Raw genomic sequence first — 18,550 nt, 5'->3', positions numbered from 1 at the left:
TGAAGAAATTTTGAATTTTAGAAGCTTAGTGAAAAAATATGTTCATTATCTTCAAAATGATACGTTACCCGCCAACCATGGAGATGACATATTTCCTGGATAATAGACAGCCCAAGTCCACTGCCGCTGTTATCGGAAGAAATTCTTGAAAATCTTTTAAAAAGCAATTGTGGCTGGAGCGCGTGTACACCTGAATTCCTAACTTCAAGTAAGGACGCTGAGAGCTCCAGGCTGATCGCGCCGCCTTGTGGCGTATGGCGAAGGGCATTTACCAATAGATTATTGAACATCACTTCCATAAGACTCTGGTTTCCCTTTACCTGGACTGGTGGAAGAATAATGGTCTTGAAGCTGATATTTTTTTCCTCAAAATGCTCCTGCAGTGCTTCAATGTTCTGAACTAGCAAAGTGTCCACAACAATTACATGCGAACGATCAAATTGGCTATTCTCTATCCTGGCAAGCAATAGCAGGTTTTTATTGGTTCTTGAACTCCTGATGAGGGCCTTGTTCATTTCTTCGGCAATATAGTACTGCTCCTGGGTCAGCTCATCACTCTGTAAAAGGATATCCAGCTTATTCTTAAGTATCGCCAGGGGAGTCTGCAATTCATGAGAGGCATTCTCGGTAAATTCCTTTTGGTTCTTATAAACGGTTACATTATGCTGGATCAATCTGTCCAATGTTGCATTCAGTTCGGCAAACTCGACGATATCCGTATCCTGAAAAGCGATCTGTTGTTGACCGTTCAACTGGAATGATTTCAGTTGCTGTAGGGTGTTCTTAAAGGGTTGCCATATTTTTTTTGAAAGCCGTTTGTTTAAGATCCAGAAACCTACCACAAGTATCATAAAGAATAGGAGTGTAACCACAGCAATATACGCCACGGTCTCCTCGGTTTCCTCCACATTGGTCTCTATCGTCAATACAAAATTGCGTCCGTTGATCCTGATGTTAGTTCTAAGCCCCCTAAAGCGGTCTACTACATGTCTTTTGGCATAGGAATTTTTCCGTCTTATGGTGTACATACTGTCCGTCAACAGGGGCCTGGCATTTTCTATCTTACTGACCGGCTGTATCTCGTTCCAAAACCTGATGCTTTCATCCAATTTTTGATCACCTATTTTTTGCTCGTTGAATTCATTTTCTATCCGCTGGGCAATAAGTTCATTGTTTTCGTCGAGTTCCTTTAACCAGATCCAGTCGACCAAAAAAAGATAGGAGGGAATACTCAATGCAAATACCGCAAAGGCAAAAATGGTCAGCTGTCTGAGCGACTTTTCTAATAAATTCTTCATCCTTCCCATTTGTAGCCTGTACCATAAACTGTTTTGATGTATTGTCCATTTCCCGCCTCAGTCAGTTTCCTCTTCAGGTTTTTGACGTGTGCATATACAAAGTCATGGTTGTCCAGCATGTCTGCCAGATCACCGGAAAGATGTTCTGCCAAAGTGCTTTTTGAGAGTACCCGGTTCCTGTTTCCGATAAAATAGAGCAATAGGTCGAATTCCTTTTTGGTGAGGATCACCTGTCGGCTATCAATTGAAACTGTCTTTGCAGGCAGATTTATTTCCAGTTCTCCTTGTCTGATGATATTGGCATTGCCGAATTTTTTTCTCCTGATCAGGGAGAATACTCTCGCCGCAAGTTCGGAGAGGTGGAATGGTTTAACCAGATAATCATCTGCACCGATTTGAAGTCCCTTGATCCGATCATCAATCGAATCTTTGGCAGAGATGATAATGACGCCATCCTGCTTATCCTTAAGCATTAGTTCCTCCAATACCTTCAGTCCGTTGCCGTCAGGCAGCGAGATATCCAACAGGATGCAATCATAGTTGTAAGTATTTACTTTCTGCATCGCCTGAGCAAAGGTCGCAGCAAGTTCACAGCTATAGTTTTCTGTTGAAAGATAGGCTATAATGCTATTGGCCAGCTCCATCTCGTCTTCAATGTTCAGTACCTTCATTGAGTAAATTTAGAATTCAAATCTGTAGAAATTTTGAATTGGCGTTAATACCTTCTAACACGTTTTTGGATCACCCAATGGTCAGATCATTGTGGTTCCAATGCTCAACATGCCAAACAACTAGGCAGAGAAGAAAAGAGTAGTAATGATAATGTATCTTCATATTGTGGGCATTCAATTGTGAACTTTATTCAAGTGATGTCAGGTTTGTCAGAAGGAAATTATAAGTTTATAAATGGAAAATTTGTAAAGCAGTAGGTATATATGAAAAATATAAAAATTGGTCCTGTTAATTTGTATTTATTATGGATTGTAATCTGTTTGAGTTTGTGGCTATTTATTCCCGTTTTAAGTGCTGGCACTGATTCAAGTGCTCAAGCTCCATTTGTTATAGGTATTTACGTTATTGTGGCTCTAATATTAGGAATTTTCATCATAAGTATTTTGAATATGTTCCTTTTTAGAGAGTGGGTAAAGAAGTTTTGGCATGTCAATGGCTTCATAGCTTTAATAACTGGAGGCATTATTCTATATTTTATTATAAAAATGATTACTTTATAGATCTAGTGATTGCCGGTTTCAATGCCGATACTCACCAGTTTACGGGGGCGGTTTTATGGTCTGGTTGTAGGGCTTTTTAACACTATAGACCCACTTTCTGAAATAAGTCGCAGAAATTGTCCTTACAATTATGCGCTTAACAATCCAGTGCGTTTCATCGATGTTGATTGAATATATAATATATGCCGATGACGCTCAAGAACTGTCTGAAGTGATAATTAGGGCGCAGAGACCTCCTGAAGTTCCAATGTCTTTTAATATATTCAGTCTAGATGTTTTTGGTCGAAGTATTGGGTCTAGCAGAAATTACGATGCTGGACAACTTTTAGTACCAACAAATCAAAACATTGCCTCTGTGAACACCGAAGGAGGAAAAAAGAATCAAAATGAGAGTGACGACAATAAGAAACTGTCGTTAGAGGATATAAAAAATCCTCCGCTCGAAAGTGTGGCTTATAAACCTTCGAAATCTGGTGCCCGGAAAGCACGTAGTTCACGTGGAACTGGATGGGTTGATAAGAGTGGGTATATTTGGGTTCCCGACGATCACGGTGGTACGCATGTTTCGCATTGAGATGTGAAGCCGGAGAAAGGATCTGGTTACCGAACGGTATATCCAACTGTTGAAATTTCCGTTAAAGTCTGTGTTGGAGTAGCAATTGGTGCTGCTATATGGGAAACTGTTAAATGAGGTATTGCTACATTGGGGGGCAGAAACCGAAGGAGGATCACTTGAATTATTGACACTTCCTTAATTTATAAAATAATAGTATGATAGAATTTAAGAAATCTTATACGAAAAAACTCCCTTATGATAAACATCAATATATTAAATTCCTTTTTGAGGAATCTAATTCATTAGTCAAATGGTATGGTGTTTCAGTTCAATTAGATAAGAAAGTAGAGAAAATTAACTTGTCTGAATTCATTGAAATATATGGGCCATTGTTTAAGAAAATTATATCAATATTTGATCACGGTTGTTCTTGGATAGTGAATCATGATAAGAAAGATTTCGAGTGGTTTCCGAATAATGAGGATAATTTATCCTCATTGCGAAACTTATTCAAGCAAAACAATATTTCAAATAAATTTAAAGGCGCCTTGATTTTCAGTGAAGATGATTTGATGGAATTCTCAAAAGACCTTATCTCATATCCATATGGGGTGTTTAATGAAAATGATTTATTTTATACAAATATTGATATCTCACATTGTGAATTACCTTTTGTTATAAAAATATTGGATCATTTGAATATCGATTTATTAAGCACGAATAGAGAATTGTTGAAAGGGGTTATAAATGAAAGCAATTCAGATTTCTTTATATTAAAACCATATAGAGGTACTTCATTGTAGTAAATATTTATATAATAGATTTGATCCTACTAAGAATCAATGTTTTTCGCACTTGCCAGCAGGATCGCAAAGGCTGGCGATCTCATGTTAAAATCAACAAAAAAGGTATTAGTATCTGATTATTACTTTCATCGCACTGTGGTTTGCTTCTGCAGTTAAATGATTTTAAATTAATTGTTGTCATTTTTTGATGCCGTGGATTTTTTTTCTTGATTAGTACCCCCAAATGACCAACCTGTGTTTTTTTACCGATGGAATTTCTCTTTGTGCTGATAACTTACCGCGCCTTAAGGGCTACCGGACGGGAAGCTCTTAAGATCAACCAATGCTGGCAGTTAGATGTCAAACTTTACACAACTGGATCTTGCCCCCTAATGGTAGAGACTCGTGCAGTTAAGGTAGCATCACGAATGTTAATTTGCAATCATAGCCCATTAATTCTAGTATATTTTCTGCAGCATCCCTAAAAGACACTTTACTAAAGAAAGGAATGTTTTTCTTTTGTGTCTTTCCCAAAACCAATGCAAAGACAACCTTGTATTGTGAAGGTACATAAGGTTCTGTTACGATGTTTGCGGTACATCCATGGGTAGCCAAATGCTTTCTAAATTCATTTCGACTGCTTAGGTCTTGTTTCAGTAATTGGCCGCTGAATGAACCCTGCCTGAAAAGATGGCTCAGTGAAGGTGAGGTTTTGCCCATTTTAACATGGATAAAAGTCTTGTCATTTGTATCAAAAACATCGCAAGCTTCATTTTTATCCTTACCCAGGCTATATGCTTTGGATTTTGCATTTCCTAGGTCAAATAGAAAACGGCCTTTTAACGCCTTACTGATCTCTTCATTGTACACGCTTTCCTTGATCTTGCTTTTTGTCGGTGTTGGAAGGTTATGAGGATCTAAGATCCTGGTCTTGTAAAAATCATCTACCAATTTAAAAAATGGAGCGGCAACAGCATACCAACTGCCTTCGGAAAGTATGTATTTTATGCCATTAAAATCGGTCTCCCATGAAATGCAACGTTGTAGAGGCCAGTCTATTTCTCGTTCATGGGTTTCGCTTACAAGGTTAACTTTGAATTTGTCAATGTTTTCAAAGGACATCTCCTTAATGGATTTCCCTACACTTTTTTTCCAGTCAGACATATCAGGCATCTCAAAAGCGTCCTTTTTGTTCAGGCGAGTGCCGTCACCTGTCGAGAAAACAAAGCCGTTGAAGTCAAATATAAGTTCATAATATACTGGAGGAGAGAAGAACATGTCATCGAACTTGACTGCTTTGAGTGTCTTAGCCAATTGCTTTGTCAGCTGTTCGATCAATGATTTGTCCCTCACCATCGCAATATTGTCTATCCATGGGTAATCAACTTTGTAATGCGTCGATGCAAAATGGTTTAGCACATTTTTGCACAGGGATTTTAGTTTGACGAAACCTTCTATGCTTTTGACCACTCTCAGGCTGTCCTTGCCTTCTAGAGCCTCGCCCAGCTCGTGGTCTTTAGGGAGCTTGCCAACAATTCCCCTCAATATGTCCTTCTGTTTATTGATGCCGAAATCTTCTGGCGTTGATCCGGTAACAGCCTGCTTTTTCGTTTTTTGCGAATTGGTTTCAGGTGTAGTGGTGTCGATCTGTCTTATCTCGGATTTTGGAATGCAGTTGATGGCCGTTTTTAATCCAAAATTATAGTCTGTCTTTGTGAGGTCGAGCATATGCAGCCCCATACCCAAAGGAATAGCCAACATCTTCCCATCGATCTTTACGACGATAACCGCATAGGAAGAGGAATTTTTAAATGGTTTGGTGCTAACTTCAAAGTTTTCTGCCAAATAATCGGCCCAATCAGGAGTTTTACTATTGCTCGCTTTATAGAAAAGGATGATATCATCCTTTTCAACCGATGTTAATCTGTAGTTTTTTTTGAAGATATGTTTTGGTTCCTTTACGCTATCCTTGATAAGGTAAATAGTAGGTTTTATGGCTGCCAAAACAGATCAAAAAAGTTGGTAAAAATGATTGTTTCTATTATATTTATTTTCGGAACCGAAAATGCTGATGCAATTAATTAAGGTTGCCCGAACAGTTTTTGGAAGATCTACGGTTATAATTTTCATTTAGAGCGTTTGTATTTAAAGTAAGTTACTAACAATCAGGATGATTACCTAATTATCAAAGATATTATTATTTATTAGGCCGCCTTTACGGAAAACCGTAATGCAAAATAGTTGATGAGGAGAACCAGTTTTGATAAGTCCAAACAATAAAGTTTTGCTTCGGTCTTTTGTTAGACAAGCCTGCTGATCTTCTTCAATTAATCATCGGCAGACCGCTTAAAATCAAAAAAATATTTGATCGACTTCAAGCATGGTTTTGATACTAAAGTGCGAGAGCAAACAAATCAAATCTTAATTTGGGAGTTCCCCGAAAAAGCCCTTGCCGCACTTACGAGCGGGCCAGAAAGCTCCCTTCGGAGTTGCTATTGAACTTCGGTTAAATAGTGATTGATCTTTCATTGTAGAGCTGAAATTTCAGGGGAAATCTCAATCTGGATAAGTCTATAGAAGCTACCCAACATTTTTTTAATCAGCGGATTCCCATAGCAGAAGGCTTTCTGCGAAGTGCTCTGGAATGTCTGCACAAGCAGGATTATCTGGTAACCGCATTTTTATTACATCAGGTCGTTGAGCAATGTTGTATGATCATGATTAGGGTAAACATAGGCTACTGCACTGAAACCCATAATTTATCGCGCATGTTGTGATTATGCAATTCCTTTTCTGATCTACCTTCTAAAACAATGCTAACAGGCAGTGCAGAAGACCATCGTCTGTTCAATCTGCTGACAAAAAGCTATTCCGAATCGCGGTATGGAAGTGGGTTTGTGGTGGTTGAGCAGGATGTACAGTCACTCTATCAGCGCATTAATCAATTTATGGGGCTAGCTAAAAGGATGTGCAGGCGCAAGATAGAAGTTCTAAAACATGAGGCTGCTGTTAATCTAAAGGTGCTTACGCCCAATAATTCAACTTTGCTGAGCGAATAATTAGACCGATCACTTCAAGATTTACGGTTATGGAAACGGATAAAAAAATTAAAAGTATAGAGGTTTGGTCTGATAGGTACAACGTTTATATTGATGCCGTAGAGAAAATACAAAGCAAAAGAATTGAATATGGTTACACTCAGGAAGATCTGGCCATTCTGCTCAGTTTGCCTGTTCAGAATGTGGCTGCAATAGATAAGTTTGATGCGACCAAGGAGTACACATTTACCAACCTTTATGATCTGGCGGAGATTTTCAATTTTAATGTGAATCAATTCTTTAAGAACCATCCAAAAAGAGCGAAGAAAATTAAGGCCGGTGTATTTGATTGGTATGAAGAAGCTGACGTAAGGCACTTTGAAGCCTAATTTTCGCTTGGAAAATCACATCAATTGCTCTATAGACTGCGGGAGGAAACAAAACAGTATCCGAAAGTGAAACAGACAATTTCTGAGATAGATGAATGCTTTAACTTTATGACCAGAACGGACTTTTTTGATGAAGTGTCAGGTTTCCTGAGATATTAAAATACTGCAAGGAAAGCATCTACGAGGGATTTGCACCAAGACATGTTCAAAAGGTGCTTATCGGGTATCTAAAAAATAGTGTACCGTGTCAGCTTTGTGGAAAGAGAAAAGACTATAATACCTTTTATTTCAAGAAAAGTAAGCTTCCAACGAATAAAGTCGATAACTTACTTTGTTTTCGGTGAGTATGCCATTCCCAAAATTTACTCCCCGAATAACTCTATTTTTATGTGATTTTCTGAATATTTTGGGTTTTCCAGGAAAACAAAAAAGCTTGCAATCATTTGATTTGCAAGCTTTTACGTAGTTTTTATACTATTCTCTGTGATCCCGCTGGGATTCGAACCCAGGACCACTACATTAAAAGTGTAATGCTCTACCAGCTGAGCTACGGAATCATTCCCTTTTTGTTGGGAGTGCAAAGATAGAAATTTAATATTCACTTGCAATTAAATCTGTGAAATTATTTGAATTATTTTTCTCAGCTACAAATACCAGGAAAACACCTCCACACCCTCAAAAACCACGAAATCATCACCAAAAATATCCGTAAACCTCTGATTATAATCATCTTTTCAAAGCTTTTCCATCCAAACCCAAAACAATTCCCTTATCTCCGTTGTTTTCCAATTGATTCATTCGCAACCAATTATAAACTGTATATTTTTAAACGGCTTAATCTCAAAAAAGATGAAAACTATGAATTTTAGTTTCGATCATCCTGTTGCAGTCAAAATCTTTTTTACCTGCGAGTCGGAACCGGCAATGGAAACCCAGATCAAAAGTTATAGAAGTGACCAGAACGGAGAACTTACCATTCCATTAAAAGGTATGGCATCCGGATTATGGAATGCACTTGTGGAATGGAGCTACGACGGCCGGGATTTCTGCATGGAAAGAAAGTTTAAGATCAAACCTGAAAAAGCACAGGCCATCAAATCATAGGCGGAAAAAATCAAAACTCAGGACATCCTTCAAAACACAATGCTTATTTAGGTGTTACATCAAATAAATAAGCCAATCAATGCTGCTACAGATACTGAGTCTCGACAAACTGGAAAAACTTCTTTTAGGGGAGGAGGGCCTGGCCTTTGCTCCGGAAATCATCATCCGTACATTCATCATGTACCTTATCGTCCTGCTCAGTCTAAGAACCCTGGGCAAAAGAGGAGTGAAGCAACTTTCCGTATTCGAGATGGTAGTGATCATCAGTCTGGGTTCAGCTGCAGGCGATCCCATGTTTTACAAGGAAGTAGGTATTGCCTCCGCCTTACTCGTGTTCATCGTTGTGGTCATTGCCTATAAACTCACTGCCTATCTGGTAGGGAAAAGTAAAAAGGCAGAACAACTCCTGGAAGGAAGCTGCACCTGCCTGATTGAAAACGGCAGGTTCTCTATCCATAATTTCAAAAAAGAATCTATGGCACAGGATGAATTTTTCTCTGAGCTCAGGTTAAAGAGCGTTTCCCACCTCGGACAGGTAGAACTGGCCATCATTGAAACCTCTGGCAGCATCAGTCTTTTCTTTTATCCCGATGAAGAAGTCAGGTACGGACTGCCGATATTACCATCCCTGTACCAAAATCAGCACAGTATGATCAAGCATAAAGATTTTTACTCCTGTACGTTTTGTGGGAACACCCAATTACTTGCGCCTGCAGAAGAACATCAGTGCGAACATTGTTCCAGGAAAAAATGGGTCAAATCGATCATAAATAGGCGAATTACCTAAATAAATGCCTATTTTTAGCCATTGGATAACAAAAACGCTAAAAGCGTTTAATTTTTAACAAATAAATTATAGATAACTTACACTTAGGTTGCAATATAACGGTATGATTATTGTACCTTTGAAGAAAATTTTTAGACATTAATGAAGATATTTATTACAGGCCTTCCTTTAGAAGTTGGGGAAGATGAATTAACAGCCGTATTTGGTGATTTCGGTCAAGTAAAATCACTTAGAATTATCAAAGATCGTGAAACTGGTCAGAGCCGTGGCTTTGGTTTTGTTGAAATGCCTGTTGAAGAAGAGGCGAAAGAAGCGATCAAGAGAATGAATGGTGGTGATTACAATGGTAACCGCATCAAAGTTGCTGAAGCGCAGGAAAAACCTAATACTGGTGGAAATGCTGGCGGTGGTTTTAAACGTAACAATAACAACAGAGAACGCAGCTATTAATTAGTCCTTCCCGTTGATTGATTATTTTTCTATCATCACATAGAGAACCAGGTTTTAATTGCATTATTGCCTGGCTCTTATTTCAACTGCATGAATAAAAAACATCTACAGTTTAGTATCGCGTATGCGATAGTATTTGTTCTTGTAGTACTGGCCCGCATCAACAACTGGTCACTACTCAATGAGATCAGTACACCATGTATCACTGTTGTGCTTTTATTATTCCTCAGTATCGCTACGAGGCTAAAAGGGCGTTTTCATCAAAGATTATTTACAGGTTTGGTTTTCTCCCTTACAGGAGATGCCCTTATCCTCATGAAAAATCACAATCCATCGTATTTTTTATACGGACTGGTTGCACACGTAATCGGTTACATCTTTTATATCAGCGCCTTTTATCTCGATTTTCGCTCCGCACAGGAGCTGGATAAAAAAGGAGCGAGGATCGCTATCCTCAGCAGCCTTATCTCTTGCACCACATTTTACTTTATACTCAGACCGCATTTAGGCATTTATAAATTGCCCGTGATTGCCCATGCTTTTATCATGGCTCTACTGGTGATGATGGCTTCCTTCCGTAACCAGCGCGTGAATGCAATTAGCTTTAATCTGATTCTCAGCGGAGCAATTTTACTGGTGTTTTCTACTGCTGCACTGGCCTACAGCCATTTTATACAACCATTTCAGTTAAATGATACTGTGGTGATGGTGACCTATATGGCTGCGCAATATCTCCTGATCCTGGGAGGAGTGGAAAGACAACTCCTGCGCACAGCATCTGACAGCTAAACCGGCAATTCTGGCAAAGAATGTTGACAGCTGAAGAGATGTCATGGGTCAAATGTTACATACTGAGCTTGCCATAAGATCACTACCGTTTTTCTTTATCCAGGATTGTAAATTGGAACACCAGCCTTTCTCCCTGATCGTCTACCAGGGTAAGGGTATGTTTTCCCGGCGCCGGACTCAAGGCGAGCTGATGGTCATGGGCGGTTGTGGCCACATACTCATTATCTACATGCCAGTAAATTTTTGCAGCGTCATTCCGGTGTGTGGCATTGAATACGACTTTCCCCCGGGTACCATCAATTTCCAAAGGAATATAGATCGAAGCATTGTTCCTTGGATACAGCATCTCCATCACACTGTTATTCCCTGCATCCCCGCAACCCGGCAAATAGGATGGTAGTATCCTGTAGTCACTGTGTTTACTCTTGTAATAGTATTCCATCGATGGAGGAAGAATGAACCAGGACTGATGAACCATGTCATTGATCCGCATGCAGGCATCCGTGACCCTGAATTTACCGCTGGGATCTAGGTGAATCCGTTTGTGATATGGACAGACCCCTGTTTTTTCCCCAGCAGGGGAGTTTAATTGTAGTTCCCGGTCCGTGCAAAATTCTCCGGCCTTGTATCCGCTTTGTTTGCAGATCCATATCTTTTTGAGCTTTTTCAGCGGTGTTTCAAACCATTTTCCTGCTGGCAGTTGTCTCATGATATCAAATAATACTGGCGCGGCTACGTCGATTCCTGTTAATCCCGGACGGCCTTCACCATCTGCATTGCCTACCCAGATACATACGACATAGTCTGGCGTCAGACCGATGGCCCAGCCATCCCTGAATCCAAAACTTGTTCCTGTTTTCCAGGCCAGGCGCTGGGCAGATGAAAACTGTTCCCATAAACCTTCATCACCCGGACGCATCAGTTCCTCCATCGCATTAAAGGTATTCCAGATGGCCCCATGGTCCAGGATCGAATTCCGCTGCAGGTCGGGATCTTCTTTTTTGACCTCAGCACGTTCTTTTACATATACTGGTGTGGCATAATCTGCAGGATCGTAATTTCCCCCATAGGTATTGAAATGATTTAAGGTCCTTGCCATTCCCATATAGGTTTTTGCCAGATCCCACATGGTGACCTCGCTTCCCCCAAGGATGAGCGATAAGCCATAATGGTCTGCAGGCTGGTTGAGTGTTGAGAATCCCAGTTTTTTCAACTGGTCATAAAAACGGGGATATTTGTAGGCCTGCAAGAGTTTTACCGCAGGGATGTTCAGCGAGCGGCTCAATGCCTGATCTGCCGGAATTGCCCCGTCATATCCCAGGTCATAATTTTGCGGGGAATAATTGCCGATCTGCGTAGGGATGTCTGCGATCAGGGTTTTTGGCAGGATGAGCCCGTCGTTTAGCATGCTTGCATACAAAAGGGGTTTCAATGTGCTGCCCGGACTGCGCGGTGCTTTGATCATATCCACATGGCTTTCGAGCTCTTTGTTTTCAGGCTGATAAATGTTCCCGGCATAACTCAGTACTGTTCCCTTTTTTACATCGAGGACCAGTGCTGCAATGTTGTTGATGTCATTCGCCCGGTAACGGTTGTTATAGCGCCTTAATACCGCATTGATCTTGAGCTGTAAGGCGCCATCCAGTGTGGAGGTGATCCGTGTGTCCGGAATTCGGAGGGAGGCCCTTTCCGCTTTGAACCTGTTGAGCAGGTGAGGAGCATTCTGTGGAAGTGGCAATGGCTTCCCCGGTACGGGCTCGAGTTTGGAGAGGTTTGCTGTTTCCTGGTCTATGACCTGCAGCCTGGCGAGTTTATCGAGTAAGTAGTTTCTTTTTTTGATGAGTCGTGGAGTATTGCGCCCGGGATGGACCAGGGACGGACTGTTCGGCAGGACGGCCAGTGTGGCCATCTCACCCCAGGAGAGCGATTCCGGTTTGCGCCCGAAATATCTCCAGGAAGCGGCCTCGAGTCCCACCACATTACTCCCAAAGGGTGCGTTGGCCGCATACAGGGCCATGATTTCTTTCTTGGAACTGCGTAGCTCCAGCCGCAGGGCAAGGATCATTTCAAGGATTTTCTGGCCTATGGTGCGGTGTTCCCTTCGGGAGAGCCGGATGAGCTGCATGGTTAAGGTACTGCCACCACTGACTACGGCTGTTGCCCGGAAATTCTGGCGCATTGCCCTCGCCATGGCTAAAATGTCTACACCGGGATGCTGTGCAAAACGTTTGTCTTCAAAAGCAGTGATACAATGCACAAACTTTTCCGGTATACTGTCCGCCACAGGAAAACGCCATTGCCCGTCGCGCGCAATGGCAGCACTGAGCAGTTCGCCGTTTGAGGCCTCTACCACGAAGGAAGTAGGGCTCTCAAAAAGCCGTTCCGGCAGGGCCAGCAAAAACCAGCACAACAATAAAATGACCACACCATCCCCGAGGAAAGGGACCATAACCGCAGGGATTTTTAACCGCATATTATTTGATCACCTGCACCCATTTCCCTTTTTCCGTTGCACTGATGGTATTGTTGTACATCGCTTCACATTGTACGGCCGATAAGTAATATTTACCGATATAAGAAGCGTTGAGCAATACTTTATACACCACCGTTTCATTCTCCCTCAGGTTGAAATAAGTGAATACACGGTCATCCCGGATATCCCTGTATACAAATGGGGAGGAAGCCAGCACACTTTCATTGTCGTTCAAACGGGTGTTGATGATCTCCCATCCTGAAGGGAAAATCTGCGTCAGCGCCATCTGCTCATAGAAGCCCATTTTACCCGGATTCTTCAGCGTGACTTCTGCATAGAAATCTAATCCCTGTTTTAAGGTAGTTGGGTCTAATGGTTTGCCATTTAATAATTTATAGCTTACCTGCAGATCCAGTACGTCAGGATTGTTAGGCTGGAAAGTATTCTGCCCGGCAGCAGGCTGACCTTCAAGGATAAGTCTTGCGAACAGTACTCCTTTGCCTGTGTTATTGATCACCGCACGGTTGCTTTTGAAGTTTAAGGAATGGCTGCTTAAGAATTGTTTGGTGTTTACAGCTCCTTTTTTACCATCAATCGCATAAGCATAGGTCAACTGATTGGCAGCGGCATTGACCCCACAGAATTTGGCAATGGCCATTAAACTATAGGCTGTGGTTTGTGTGCTGTACCAGTCGTCTTTACCCATTTTCGATGCCAGGTTTTGCAGGGTAGGTGTTCCTAGTGCACGTTGACCCATGAGGGTTAAGGTTTCCAGGATCATCGCCTCATCACGGGTATCAGATCCGTAGGTGCCGCCAAGCTGAGTGTAAGGTTTAACGGAGATGTCCAGTCCTTTAATCAGTGCATTGGCTGTAGAAGCTTGCCCTGCCAGCTGATAGGCAGCAGCCAGTCTCCATTTGGCACCGACAGATAAATATTCAAATGCCCTTAACCTGTTCATGGCCGCCATTTCTGGTTTTCTTGCCAGGGCCAGCACATATAACATGTACGACTGCGACAGGTCGCCTCCGTAGAAGTTACTACTGTTTGGTACCCATGAACCAGATTTTGTCTTTAAATAACGCAATACGTTGTCTAACATCCCAACCGGAATGGTATAACCCGCATTTTGTGCTTCTACAAGGAAATGGGCAGCATAGTTGGTGCCCCATTCGTCTGCCGTGGTACCACCCGGCCAGTAAGCCAGTCCGCCATCTACCGTCTGGAAGCCACGCAACCTGTTGATGCCCGATTTTATATTTTTCTCTGTTACGGCCTTCTGCTGATCAGTCAGTGTCGTTAGCTGATGCAGGAACAGTTGTGGGAATACGGATGAGGTGGTCTGCTCTACACATCCATGCGGATATTGAATAAGGTAGCTGAGTCGTTTTTTAAGATTGATTGGAGGGATAGATGACAGTTCAATACTTCCTGAACGTGTACCTGCCATACCTATCGGTTGATATGCCGGTGTCCAGCTGTGACCAGGTTCAATAATGGCTGATACCACATTGGTTACATATGGATTCGGATTTCTGATGTCCAGTTCCAGGTCGTACACGGCTTTCTCTGCACCGCTTTGGGCAATTACTTTTACTTTGGCTATCCCGGTGACCTGCGCTGCGCTGACTTCGAAATAGGCCATCTGCTCACCCGGCTGACTGAAGCTGAGCTGCCTGCTTTTACTTCCTGCAACCTGGAGATTCTGCGTTTGCAACTGTACCGTTACATTTTTTAGCTGAGGTTCGGTCGCAAAAATATTTACCGGTAAGGTGAAGCTTTCACCCGGACCAATGACCCTCGGCAAGGTTGCCAATACCATTAGTGGTTTTTTCACCTGGACAGATTTCTCTGCGAAACCATAAGCGCCATCCTGTCCCGCTACTACCATGGCACGAACGGCACCAATGTATTGCGGCAGTTTGAATTTGTGTACTTTGGTACTGCCTTTAGCCAGTGTGAAAGGACCGTAATATTTAACCACCGGACTGAACCTGTTGGCTTTAGCTGGCTTCAGGTTTCTGTTCGCAGATCCGTCACCACCAATACTCAGCAGCCTTTCCAGGTTACCACCCCAGGCACCCAATACATAGTCGAACAAGTCCCAGGTCTTCACGCCAAGCCCTTCACGTGCATAGAATACGGCATGAGGATCAGGAGTTTTGAATCGGGTGAGGTCAAGTAATCCTTCATCTACAATGGCTATGGTATAGGTCATTGCTTTTCCGGTTTGCTCAGTTACGGTGATTGTATTTTCTGTCTCCGGTTTGATCTTGGCTGCCATTTGGATGACAGGTTTAAGGATGGTCTCCGGATCTTCAATGCTTAAGGGGATGGCACCATACATACGGATCGGTAAATCATTGACCGTTTGCGCATGGGGCTGTAACAAGGTGATGTTGGCAAATACATTGGGTGCCATATTTTTCTCTGCCTTGAAGCTGAATGTGGTCTGACCGCTTTTGGTGTCGGTCCAGAACGTTTTCAATACCCGGCTTCCGTTTTCTATAGAAATCATGGCCCTGCCATTTTTGGCCGTAGGGATAGTCAATACGATATCTTCACCTACCTTGAATTTAGATTTATTGGCCGTGAAAGATAACATAGACGCTTCAGTAGGATTGTTCGACTGTTCACGTTGTGCCCATCCCGGCCAATCTACATAGACTGCTTTACCGGTTACATGACCGCCATTCTGGTCACGCACCAATACCAGGTAACGTCCCCATTCCGGTTCGTCAATCCGTAATTTCCAGCTGGCCTTACCGTTCTGCAGGGTGACCTCTTCACGGCTGATGAGTTTATTGTAGGAGTTCTGGGAGAAGTTGGCAAATGAATCTTCATTGTCCTTTTCCCACCACCATCTCCATTGGATCTTATAGAGTTCAACAGCTACCGTTTTTGTACCGCCCAGCAGTTTACCATTGCGGTTTACGTTGACGATGTCAAATTTATGGTCTGTACCGGTCACCAGCATCCCGCTTAACTTATCGCCCTGTGGTGCCCTGATCCCATAATAATTAGTGTACACATGGTAAGGAACCGAAAAGTAATCCAGACTGAAATTACCACCAGCTTCGAATACTTTAGTCGTAAAGTTCGCTTTGAGCATTCCCGGCGCAACCAGGCTTTCGTTGTAACTGGTGTTGACAGCTGCCTTACCGCTTTCATTCAGCCGGCCTTCAAAGACTGTTTTCAGCTGCCCGCTGAAAGTTACCGTGGGATTATCAAAAGAATATCCTTCAAAACCTTTGAAGGTGGTTTCCATGGCATTCAGGTTGAGGTCTACTTTCGCTTTCAGGTTTTTGCCGACTGCACCGAACAGCCAGTTGGCCGATAGGGTGGCAGGAGCCGATATGCCTGTCCCCAGTTCTTTACGGTTACCCAGATCGAACCCAATTTTTAAACGGTTGGGCATGACCGTTTCGATCTTGATCGCCTTCTGGAAGGAAGATCCTCCCGCTTTAACTTTGGCCATCCAGTTTCCTGTCGGCGCTGTGTTTTCCGTGGCCAGTCGGAAGGCATAAAAACCATTTAAAGAGCTGCCATTGATCACCTTTTTAACCAGTTGTCCCTGTGGATTATAGAGTTCCATGGTGACAGGGTAAGAGGCTGGTAATTTTTTTAGTTTATCTTCAAGGATGAAGCTTAGAAACAGGGAATCTCCGGGACGCCATACGCCGCGTTCCCCATAGATGAATCCTTTTAACCCGTTCTGTACCACATCACCACCGACATCAAATCTGCTCAGGGGCAATGAATTTCCATCATCCAGTTTCAGGTAGCCCCGCTCATTGCCGTTCCTGGCAATCAGCAGGAAGGGTTTCCTCTTCATGTCGAAGGAGGCCATACCATCACCATCGGTTTTCACCGCATGGATCACCTGCTGCTGGTAATCGAGCAGCTCCAGGCTTACACCACTTAAAGCTTTTGTGGTTAAGAGGTCGGTCGCCACAATAAGCATGCTGTTGTCGTTTCCTCTTTTTGCCACCAGCCCGATATTGGATACGAGTAAATTACGGCTCGCCCATCTTTCGCTGGTATAATAGGAAGGCTTGCAAGGGTTGTCGCGGTCATTCCAGTTGTAGTTTCTTGGATAGTTGCTGTTGTAGTTTTCCCAAAAATCATCGTCCTCATCGATCTTTTCCCCATAGCTGTAATCATCCTCATTCTCTTCCTCAGCAGATTCATCGTTTTCATTGCACTGGAATACATTATAGGCTTGCCGGAAACCTACAGTGATCCGGTACATGGCACCGGGCTCTGTTTTAATGATCTTATCGAGGTCGAGCACAAAACGGTTTTTCTTGTGCAGGTCCATTGATTTATCCTCGTCCAGGCGGATGGTTTTCTGTAGCAACGGTTTTCCGACCCTGCGTAAATCTGTCCCATCTTTGTAATTGTTGGTCTGGAAGAACTGCGGGATATTATTTTCGTAGATTTTTATGATTGTCACATCTACCGCTTTGAGGTTGATGGCTTCAAAAGGAAGTACCAGCTTGCCCGAGTTTGGCAGAATAGTTCCCGTTCCGGCAATCGTCACCGAAGGCAGTTTATTCTCAAAAACGATATTGGCAGTGGTGCCGGAGCTTAAGGTACGCTGGTTACTGTTTTCTACACCGCTGTTGACGCTGACAGCATAATTGCCGAGCAGCTCAGCAGAGGTATAGACCTTCACCTGACTCCCGTCAATGGTGTACCTTAAATCTGACTGGTTCCCGAAGGTGATCAGTCCCGTTAAGTCCTGGCCAATGCCAACAGGCTCTGAAAACTGGATCAGCGCATAATCTTCCTGCTCCTGCACGGCTTTGACCTGCAGAACCTTGAATACCCCATTGGCAGGGACAGCCAGGGTTTCTTTGCCTTTGTTTTTTGCATCAATGGCACTGCCCGACCAATCCAGTACCAGCTTTTGTTCTGTGTTGGTTTTCCTGATGCTGTCAATAAGGAAAGTTGAGGTATTGGTTTGTGGGTTGTGTTGCCATTTGATCTTCAGTTTCTGGTCAAAATCCAGATCCAGGCATTTCTCGATCTGCTTCGGATCTTCCTGATCGGCCGTACTGATTTCCCCGCTTAATTTCATGTAATTCAGCGAAGTGTTGTTCTGTGAAACCAGTCCGTTCTGGCGGAGTGATAAACCCGGATTGATCACCTTGAATTCAAACTCAAATTCTTCCAGCCCTTTTTCCGTTTCCGTTACTGCGGCAAGATCAAAGCTGGCCGTATAATCTTCACCGGCTTCCAGGTCTTCTTCAGGACGGAATTCTACGGTTTGTGCATCTACCCAATAGGTTTTTCCTTTGACGGAAGGAGATAAGCTGAACAGGTCGCGTTCATCAGCCTTGCCCATGTCGCCAATAGTTTTCACTTGTCCCGCCAGTTGTACCCTGATGAAACTTTTCTTGGAGATGGTACCTGAGGTATAGGCATCTACATACTTCACATAGGCCTGATGGTCATCATCCGGTTTACTTTTGCGTAAAATAAAAAAAGCAGCCAATCCAACAAGGATCACTGCTATTGTCCCAATAATAATGGGTTTTATATTTTTATGAAATGTTGCTCTCGTTAACGCCATACAGTGTTTGATTTAAACAATACTAGCGAAAAGTACCGAAAAAATCCTGTAGAAAGCGAAGGTTGTGTAAA

General features: G+C 42.7%; 14 protein-coding genes and 1 tRNA gene. 9 read left to right on the top strand and 6 right to left on the bottom strand.

Annotated features, from left to right (window positions below):
• Window positions 1-17: 17 nt before the first annotated feature.
• Together ACSBL2_RS14200 and ACSBL2_RS14195 are read right to left on the bottom strand one after the other, a co-directional pair.
• Entirely contained in the window at window positions 18-1,298 is a 1,281-nt protein-coding gene (locus ACSBL2_RS14200) for a sensor histidine kinase (protein ID WP_442587189.1), read from the bottom strand.
• A complete protein-coding gene (locus ACSBL2_RS14195) occupies window positions 1,295-1,969 on the bottom strand; it encodes a response regulator transcription factor (protein WP_442587188.1) in 675 nt (224 codons plus the stop codon). The genes ACSBL2_RS14200 and ACSBL2_RS14195 overlap by 4 nt, the downstream gene beginning before the upstream one ends.
• A gap of 264 nt (window positions 1,970-2,233) precedes the next feature.
• Between ACSBL2_RS14195 and ACSBL2_RS14190 the strand changes: the two genes are divergently transcribed.
• The 3 genes from ACSBL2_RS14190 to ACSBL2_RS14180 all read left to right on the top strand — a co-directional run bounded on the left by ACSBL2_RS14190 (window position 2,234) and on the right by ACSBL2_RS14180 (window position 3,889).
• Window positions 2,234-2,530, top strand: coding sequence for a hypothetical protein (locus ACSBL2_RS14190; RefSeq protein ID WP_442587187.1), 297 nt, complete (start codon window positions 2,234-2,236; stop codon window positions 2,528-2,530).
• A gap of 130 nt (window positions 2,531-2,660) precedes the next feature.
• Window positions 2,661-3,104, top strand: coding sequence for a hypothetical protein (locus tag ACSBL2_RS14185; protein WP_442587186.1), 444 nt, complete (start codon window positions 2,661-2,663; stop codon window positions 3,102-3,104).
• 197 nt (window positions 3,105-3,301) lie between these two features.
• A complete protein-coding gene (locus tag ACSBL2_RS14180) occupies window positions 3,302-3,889 on the top strand; it encodes a hypothetical protein (protein WP_442587185.1) in 588 nt (195 codons plus the stop codon).
• A 393-nt stretch (window positions 3,890-4,282) separates the two neighbouring features.
• Here the strand turns inward: ACSBL2_RS14180 and ACSBL2_RS14175 are convergent, their stop codons facing one another.
• Window positions 4,283-5,875 carry a DUF6119 family protein gene (locus ACSBL2_RS14175; protein ID WP_442587184.1) on the bottom strand — a complete coding sequence of 531 codons (1,593 nt, stop codon included), beginning with the start codon at window positions 5,873-5,875 and terminating at the stop codon, window positions 4,283-4,285.
• An 809-nt stretch (window positions 5,876-6,684) separates the two neighbouring features.
• Here ACSBL2_RS14175 and ACSBL2_RS14170 point away from each other — a divergent pair.
• Together ACSBL2_RS14170 and ACSBL2_RS14165 are read left to right on the top strand one after the other, a co-directional pair.
• Window positions 6,685-6,930: a hypothetical protein gene (locus ACSBL2_RS14170; RefSeq protein WP_442587183.1), complete on the top strand. Its 246-nt coding sequence runs from the start codon at window positions 6,685-6,687 to the stop codon at window positions 6,928-6,930.
• Between the two features lie 29 nt (window positions 6,931-6,959).
• On the top strand, window positions 6,960-7,298 hold the full coding sequence (locus ACSBL2_RS14165; RefSeq protein WP_442587182.1) for a hypothetical protein: 339 nt from the start codon (window positions 6,960-6,962) through the stop codon (window positions 7,296-7,298).
• Window positions 7,299-7,782: 484 nt separating this feature from the next.
• Here the strand turns inward: ACSBL2_RS14165 and ACSBL2_RS14160 are convergent.
• Window positions 7,783-7,855 (bottom strand) — tRNA-Lys (locus ACSBL2_RS14160).
• A gap of 292 nt (window positions 7,856-8,147) precedes the next feature.
• Between ACSBL2_RS14160 and ACSBL2_RS14155 the strand changes: the two genes are divergently transcribed.
• From ACSBL2_RS14155 to ACSBL2_RS14140, 4 genes are all read left to right on the top strand, one after another.
• Window positions 8,148-8,402: a hypothetical protein gene (locus ACSBL2_RS14155; RefSeq protein ID WP_442587181.1), complete on the top strand. Its 255-nt coding sequence runs from the start codon at window positions 8,148-8,150 to the stop codon at window positions 8,400-8,402.
• A 79-nt stretch (window positions 8,403-8,481) separates the two neighbouring features.
• Window positions 8,482-9,189: a DUF421 domain-containing protein gene (locus tag ACSBL2_RS14150; RefSeq protein ID WP_442587180.1), complete on the top strand. Its 708-nt coding sequence runs from the start codon at window positions 8,482-8,484 to the stop codon at window positions 9,187-9,189.
• Window positions 9,190-9,330: 141 nt separating this feature from the next.
• Window positions 9,331-9,639: an RNA recognition motif domain-containing protein gene (locus ACSBL2_RS14145; protein ID WP_037439924.1), complete on the top strand. Its 309-nt coding sequence runs from the start codon at window positions 9,331-9,333 to the stop codon at window positions 9,637-9,639.
• 90 nt (window positions 9,640-9,729) lie between these two features.
• Window positions 9,730-10,428, top strand: a complete 699-nt coding sequence (locus ACSBL2_RS14140) for a lysoplasmalogenase (RefSeq protein WP_442587179.1) — start codon at window positions 9,730-9,732, stop codon at window positions 10,426-10,428.
• An 82-nt stretch (window positions 10,429-10,510) separates the two neighbouring features.
• Here the strand turns inward: ACSBL2_RS14140 and pbpC are convergent, their stop codons facing one another.
• Both pbpC and ACSBL2_RS14130 read right to left on the bottom strand, forming a co-directional pair.
• Window positions 10,511-12,877, bottom strand: coding sequence for a penicillin-binding protein 1C (pbpC, locus tag ACSBL2_RS14135; protein ID WP_442587178.1), 2,367 nt, complete (start codon window positions 12,875-12,877; stop codon window positions 10,511-10,513).
• Between the two features lie 25 nt (window positions 12,878-12,902).
• Entirely contained in the window at window positions 12,903-18,479 is a 5,577-nt protein-coding gene (locus tag ACSBL2_RS14130) for an alpha-2-macroglobulin family protein (RefSeq protein ID WP_442587177.1), read from the bottom strand.
• Window positions 18,480-18,550 lie beyond the last annotated feature (71 nt).

This window comes from Pedobacter sp. AW31-3R, assembly GCF_052180285.1.
Taxonomy (GTDB): domain Bacteria; phylum Bacteroidota; class Bacteroidia; order Sphingobacteriales; family Sphingobacteriaceae; genus Pedobacter.
Note: the sequence above shows the minus strand (reverse complement) of the source record. Positions and strands in the feature narration are given on the sequence as shown.

Coding starts and splice junctions, on each gene's coding strand:
- ACSBL2_RS14165 (WP_442587182.1), top strand. CDS start 6,960: ATGGAAACGGATAAAAAAATTAAAAGTATAGAGGTTTGGTCTGATAGG.
- ACSBL2_RS14190 (WP_442587187.1), top strand. CDS start 2,234: ATGAAAAATATAAAAATTGGTCCTGTTAATTTGTATTTATTATGGATT.
- ACSBL2_RS14130 (WP_442587177.1), bottom strand. CDS start 18,479: ATGGCGTTAACGAGAGCAACATTTCATAAAAATATAAAACCCATTATT.
- ACSBL2_RS14170 (WP_442587183.1), top strand. CDS start 6,685: ATGCTAACAGGCAGTGCAGAAGACCATCGTCTGTTCAATCTGCTGACA.
- ACSBL2_RS14150 (WP_442587180.1), top strand. CDS start 8,482: ATGCTGCTACAGATACTGAGTCTCGACAAACTGGAAAAACTTCTTTTA.
- pbpC (WP_442587178.1), bottom strand. CDS start 12,877: ATGGTCCCTTTCCTCGGGGATGGTGTGGTCATTTTATTGTTGTGCTGG.
- ACSBL2_RS14180 (WP_442587185.1), top strand. CDS start 3,302: ATGATAGAATTTAAGAAATCTTATACGAAAAAACTCCCTTATGATAAA.
- ACSBL2_RS14155 (WP_442587181.1), top strand. CDS start 8,148: ATGAAAACTATGAATTTTAGTTTCGATCATCCTGTTGCAGTCAAAATC.
- ACSBL2_RS14200 (WP_442587189.1), bottom strand. CDS start 1,298: ATGAAGAATTTATTAGAAAAGTCGCTCAGACAGCTGACCATTTTTGCC.
- ACSBL2_RS14140 (WP_442587179.1), top strand. CDS start 9,730: ATGAATAAAAAACATCTACAGTTTAGTATCGCGTATGCGATAGTATTT.
- ACSBL2_RS14195 (WP_442587188.1), bottom strand. CDS start 1,969: ATGAAGGTACTGAACATTGAAGACGAGATGGAGCTGGCCAATAGCATT.
- ACSBL2_RS14145 (WP_037439924.1), top strand. CDS start 9,331: ATGAAGATATTTATTACAGGCCTTCCTTTAGAAGTTGGGGAAGATGAA.
- ACSBL2_RS14185 (WP_442587186.1), top strand. CDS start 2,661: ATGCGCTTAACAATCCAGTGCGTTTCATCGATGTTGATTGAATATATA.